The organism is Nocardioides sp., from assembly GCF_025965415.1.
GTDB lineage: Bacteria > Actinomycetota > Actinomycetes > Propionibacteriales > Nocardioidaceae > Nocardioides.
In genome coordinates, this window is sequence record NZ_JAOPWY010000176.1 from 1 (window position 1) to 5161 (window position 5161).

Below are 5161 nucleotides of genomic sequence, written 5' to 3' on the forward strand. Positions count from 1 at the left end.
GCCCGCGCAGCGGTCCGCGAGCCGGGCCCGGGTCGCCGCCCAGCGCACGCAACGCGCGCCACGCCTGGTCGGCGTACCCCTGCGGGAGAAGCGCCGCCTCGTCCCCGAGAGCGTCTATGCGATGGCCGGGGGCTGCTACCGCCTCGGTGGCCGGCCGACCACCTTCCAGGCCACCGGCCTCGGCACCTACCTCCTCTACGCCACCGACCGCACGTTCCTCGCCGCGACCGACAGCGGCGGCGCCACCTGGGCCGCCGCTCCGTCGCCCTCCTCCGACTGGACCGCGCGCCGGTCGGGCAGGGGCCGCTTCACCTTCACGCTCGCCGACGGCCGCGCGCTGCGGCGTACGTCGGGAGGCTTCGCCACGGGCAGCGCCGAGCCCCTGTCGCTGCGCCGCACGACCGGGTGCACCGCCTTCCCCGAGGTCGAGACCAACGTCAGTGGCCGCCCATTCGGCGGCGCCACGTCCTTCCAGGAGGTGCGCGGCTACGTCGACCCGCACGTCCACGGCCAGACCCACGAGTTCCTCGGCGGCCGGGTGATCTGCAGCCCGCCGTTCCACAGGTACGGCGCCGCCGCCGCCCTCGTCGACTGCCCCGACCACCAGATCGCCGACGGCCGCGGCGCGCTCCTCGAGGACGTGCTCTCCGGACAGGCCCCCGGCACCGGCCACGACCCCGTCGGCTGGCCGACGTTCTCCTACTGGCCCAACCCGCACTCGCTCACGCACCAGCAGGTCTACTACAAGTGGCTCGAGCGCTCGTGGCGCGCGGGCCTGCGCATCCACACCAGCCTGCTCACCGAGAACCACATCCTCTGCACGGTCTACCCGCTCAAGAAGAACTCCTGCGACGACCGTGACGCCGTCCGCCTGCAGGCCCAGGACATGCGGGCGATGCAGGACTACATCGACGCGCAGTACGGCGGCCCCGGCCGCGGCTGGTACCGCATCGTCACCAACCCCTTCGAGGCCCGTACGGTCATCAACGAGGGCAAGCTGGCCGTGGTGATAGGCATGGAGACGTCGGTCCCGCTCGGCTGCAACGTCCAGCTGGGGCGCGCGACGTGCACCGAGGAGCAGATGCTGGCCGAGCTCGCCGAGATGAAGGAGCTCGGCGTCAGCCAGATGGAGCTGACCAACAAGTTCGACAACGCCTTCACCGGGGTCGCCGGCGACTCCGGGACCAACGGCCCGCTGACCAACAGCGCCAACTTCCTCAGCACCGGCTCGTTCCTGCGCATGCAGTCCTGCCCGTCGAGCAACCCGCCCGGCATGGAGGACCGCCTCCAGTCCCCCAACCTCGGCGACCTTGCCGGGGGGCAGCAGGGCACGCCCGACCAGGACGCCATCTTCGGCGCCATCTGGAAGCTCTTCGGCGACGTCGGGGTGCAGCCCGCACCGGTCTACCCGGCGGGACCGCACTGCAACCAGCTCGGCCTGAGCCCGCTCGGCCGGCGGCTGCTGTCGGCGATGATCGACAGCAGGATCCTCTTCGACCCCGACCACATGAGCGTCGCCGGCCGCGACGCGGCCCTCGACTTCCTCGAGCAGCAGCAGGCAGCCGGTCGACCCGTCGGCGTGGTCTCCTCGCACTCGTGGTCGACCCCCGACGCCTACCCGCGGATCTATCGCCTCGGCGGCTTCGTCGCCCCCTACGCCGGCGACTCGACCGGCTTCGTGGACAAGTGGCGCCAGCACCTCGGGTGGACCGACAGCCGCTTCTACTTCGGCTTCGGGTTCGGCTCCGACATGAACGGGTTCGGCGCCCAGGGCGACCCGCGGGGCGCCGGCGCGACCGACCCCGTGACGTACCCCTTCACCGGGCTCGACGGCGTCACCATCGCCCGTCAGCGCAGCGGGGAGCGGGTCTTCGACATCAACACCGACGGCGTCGCCCACTACGGGTTGTACGCCGACTGGGTCGAGGACGTCGAGCACGTGGCCGGCGCCGACGGTGCCGCGCTCGCGGCCGATCTCGGCCGTGGTGCCGAGGCCTATCTCCAGACGTGGGAGCGCTCGTGGGGCCTGGCCCCCGACTCCTGCCGCAACCCCGGCCTGCGCCGGTCGGTGAGGGCCTTCACCCGCGCCGCCGACACCGGCCTCGGCACGCGTGCGCTGATGCGTCGCCTCGGCCAGCCGTGGCAGCGGCTGGGCCGGGAGTTCACCTACTGCGCGAAGCAGCCCGGCAAGCGGCGGGTGCTGATGACGGTCGAGCTCTCCCGCGGCGGGAAGGTGACCGGCGTAGGCCGGACCTGAGGCTCAGCGGTCGGCGACCCGGTGCGCGAGCGCTCGCAGGTCCTCCGCTCGCAGGCCCGGCCACCCGTGGACGTCGGCCAGCCAGGTCGCGGGAAGCGAGGAGGCACCCCAGCAGCCGCCGAGCAGGGAACCGGCGATGGCAGCGACGGTGTCGGTGTCGTCCCCGGCGTGCACGGCCGCCGACAGCGAACCGACGATCGGCGAGTCCGCGACGAGCGGGTGACGGACGGCCGACCATGCCGCCTGCAGGGCGGTGACGACGTAGCCGTTGGGAGCGAACGCCGCCGGGGGCCGCGCCTGCGCCGCGGCCACCCATCCGGACCACTGGTCCCGGCGCTCGACGGGCAGCTCGCCGAGCAGGTCCGCGAGGTCGGGCACGGCGCCGTCCACGACCGCGAGCCGGATGGCGTGGCACCACAGCACGCAGGCGTCACCGGCGAGCGGGTCGGCATGCGTGAGGTCGGAGACCGTCCGGGCCAGGACCGTCAGGGCGGCCGGGTCCCCGAGGCACGCGAGCGCCACCGGCGCCGTACGCATCAGCGAGCCGTTGCCCGCCGTCCGCCCGGTGCGCCCGTGCAGGTCCAGCGCCGCTGCGCGGGCCCGCGCGGCCGATCCGGGCGTACCCCTCCAGGCGGCGATGGCGGTCAGGATCGCGCGGGTCTGGATGCCGACGTCGGAGGCGCCTGCCTGGAGCCAGTCGATCCAGCCGTCGACGACGTCGTCGAGCGCGGTGTCGTCCGCCAGCCCGCGCGAGGCGGCCACGCGCGCGACGACGACCGCCATCTGGGTGTCGTCGCTCCACTCACCCGGCGCGTAGGGCCCCAGCCCGCCGCCGATCATCCGGGGCTGCTCGTCCGGCGCCAGCGGCGCCGACCCGAACTCGTACGGCACGCCGAGCGCGTCACCGCAGGCCGAGGCCAGCAGCACGCCCTCGATCCGGTCGCGCAGGTCCGGACCGGACGTCACGAGCGTCGCGTCACGCGATGTCGCCGACGAACTTGTCGGGGTTGGACGGCGGCACGGGATCCCGCAGCTCGGCCTCCTTGATCGCGCGCCCGATCTCCTCCTGGAGGGCGGCGAAGTCGACCGGCTCGGGCGCGCCCCCGGCGTCGGGGTCGAACTCCTCGACGATCGTCACGCCCAGGTCCTTGAACCGCACCCGGGTCACGAGGGTGAGGATCGTGCCGGGCAGGAAGACCACCTCACGCTCGTGGCGCGCGGCCGAGAACTGCTCGATGGCACGCCCGGTGCGACTGAGGATCGCGTACACCGCGTCCGTGGTGAAGTTCTGCGTCGCGACCCTCGGGTCGCGCGAGGTGGAGAGGAGCGCCTCGGTCACGTAGGCCCGACCGGGCCAGCGCTCGTGGCTGCGCGCGTCGCACCCGCGGAAGACCACGCCCTCGTGGGGCGGGAGCTGCTCGAGCGTCGAGAGCAGGGTCTCCAGGTCCGGGATCTGGGTCACGGCTGTCCCTCCATGTTGGTCTGCAGGGTCCACTGCTCCGCGTCGCCAGCGCCGTCGACCCGCCGCGCGTGCACCGGCACCCTGACAGTCTCCACCCGGACCCGGCCGTTGTCCTTAGGCGCCCAGCTCGAGCCGTCGGCTCGCGTGCACGCCCAGACGACGCCGTCGACCTCGACCAGCAGCTCGTCCTGGCCGCGCGCCGCGCGCACGCCACGGAGCGTGCCCTCCACCTGCGCGCCGTCGCCGCGGTCGACCAGCACCCGCTCCCCCGGGCGGGTGTGGAACTCGTAGGCCACCACGTCCCAGTGCGGGTAGTCGTCGCGCTTGACCCGGCTGATCTCGGGAACGGGCTCCCCGGCGTGCGCCGCCTTGGCGTCCGCCCAGTCACGGGCCGCCCAGGCGGCGATCTCCTCCGGCGTCATGTCGTCCAGGTCGTCTCGACCACTCACGGGATCTCCCTCACCACGAGCTGGCGGACACCGTCCGGCCCCACCGTGTTGCTGAGCACCTCGAACTCGGTGCCTCCACGGAACAGGATCTCAGCCTCCGACCGCGCTGCCGAGAAGGGTCCCACGTTGCTGCCCGAGTGGCCGTCGATGGTGATCCGCGTCGGGTTGTCCTTGCCGAGGTTCATGAAGCCCTCGGCGACGTTGGGGTTGGTCGAGCTGCTGGTGAAGGCCCCGTCGGACAGGTTGCCGCCGTTGTTGATGCGGTCGACCACGGAGTCGGGGAGGTTGGTGCCGCGGTAGGTGGTGCCCTCGTGGTGGGGCAGCTGGTCGAGCCCGCGGTTGGTGGCGTCGATGCGGCTCTGCACGGCCGGGTCGAGGGGGCCGTCGCCGCGCATCGCGTTGTTCATCGTGTCGTAGCCGTCGTCGGTGGTGTAGTCCCAGATGCCGCGGATGCCCTCCCGGTCGAGCTCGGGGTGGGCCTGGCTGACCTCGTCGAGCCAGGGGTCCAGCGCGGGGTCGTCGAGGTGGCGCCACGTGCCCTGCGGCCCCTCGACCACGTTGTCGTACTTGGTGAGGTCGGCGAGGTTGTCCAGCTTGTTGAGGTCGGACAGGTTGTCGAGCTTGGTGAGGTCCGACAGGTTGTCCAGCTTGTTGAGGTCGGAGAGCCCGTCGAGGATGTCCATGCCGCCCCTGGCGCCGCGCGTGGCGAGCGCGCCGGAGCCGGCCGTGGCCACCGCGACGACCGCGTCCGGCACGAGGTGGCCGATCGCGCGGGCCGGGTCGTCGGCCCAGGTGTCCCAGTCGAGCAGGCTCTTGCCGAGCTCCTTGCCGAAGCCGATCGGGTCGGTCGTGAGCCCGGTGTAGATGCCGGTGGCCATGTCCCAGGCACTCTCGGCGGAGAGCTCGTACTGCTTCATCAGCTCCTCGGGCGGGAGGTCGCCGGTGGCCCGCTTGTAGGCGTCGATCACCATGTTGACCGGGCTGAACGGCACC

5 protein-coding genes are annotated in these 5161 nt (G+C 72.8%); 1 reads left to right on the top strand and 4 read right to left on the bottom strand.

Going from position 1 to position 5161, the window contains the following annotated elements; translation table 11 throughout:
* Positions 1–2257: hypothetical protein (locus JWN97_RS18385; RefSeq protein WP_297626191.1), on the top strand; the 2257-nt coding region annotated here is incomplete at its 5' end.
* Positions 2258–2260: 3 nt separating this feature from the next.
* Here JWN97_RS18385 and JWN97_RS18390 read toward each other — a convergent pair.
* The 4 genes from JWN97_RS18390 to JWN97_RS18405 all read right to left on the bottom strand — a co-directional run.
* On the bottom strand, positions 2261–3223 hold the full coding sequence (locus JWN97_RS18390; RefSeq protein ID WP_297626195.1) for an ADP-ribosylglycohydrolase family protein: 963 nt from the start codon (positions 3221–3223) through the stop codon (positions 2261–2263).
* Positions 3224–3233: 10 nt separating this feature from the next.
* Positions 3234–3719, bottom strand: a complete 486-nt coding sequence (locus JWN97_RS18395) for an ADP-ribosyltransferase domain-containing protein (RefSeq protein ID WP_297626199.1) — start codon at positions 3717–3719, stop codon at positions 3234–3236.
* Positions 3716–4168: a hypothetical protein gene (locus tag JWN97_RS18400; protein WP_297626202.1), complete on the bottom strand. Its 453-nt coding sequence runs from the start codon at positions 4166–4168 to the stop codon at positions 3716–3718. The genes JWN97_RS18395 and JWN97_RS18400 overlap by 4 nt, the downstream gene beginning before the upstream one ends.
* Positions 4165–5161: ADP-ribosyltransferase (locus JWN97_RS18405; protein WP_297626205.1), on the bottom strand; the 997-nt coding region annotated here is incomplete at its 5' end. The genes JWN97_RS18405 and JWN97_RS18400, both read right to left, overlap by 4 nt.